1 protein-coding gene is annotated in these 290 nt (G+C 37.9%); it reads left to right on the forward strand.

Translation table 11 applies throughout. The features are described from left to right. On the forward strand, window positions 1–290 hold a 290-nt coding region (locus SOM16_RS23110), incomplete at both ends, for a hypothetical protein (RefSeq protein ID WP_320466358.1).

Genomic DNA, 290 nt, shown 5'->3' on the forward strand with positions numbered 1-290 from the left:
TTATGGGCAGGCTAGACAGGCAAAAGCAGGAGACTTGGTTCCTCTAACAACTAAGTCTGAAATTGGTAAAACAGAACCGACTGCATTAGCTGCTCTTTCGGCAAAAGGGGTTTCTTATCCATTTGCAGATAAATATATTTTAATTCCATCTGAAATTACAGAAATCAATACGGCTATTGATGCTTATAATGTGACAATTAAAGCAGCAGCAGCTTCAAAAGGATATGCTTTTGTTGATGCAAATAAGAAAATGAATGAGCTTGGATCTCAGTCAGGAGTTTCTTGGGATG

Origin of the sequence: Pedobacter sp. CFBP9032 (assembly GCF_034045265.1) — a bacterium.
Taxonomy (GTDB): Bacteria; Bacteroidota; Bacteroidia; order Sphingobacteriales; family Sphingobacteriaceae; genus Pedobacter.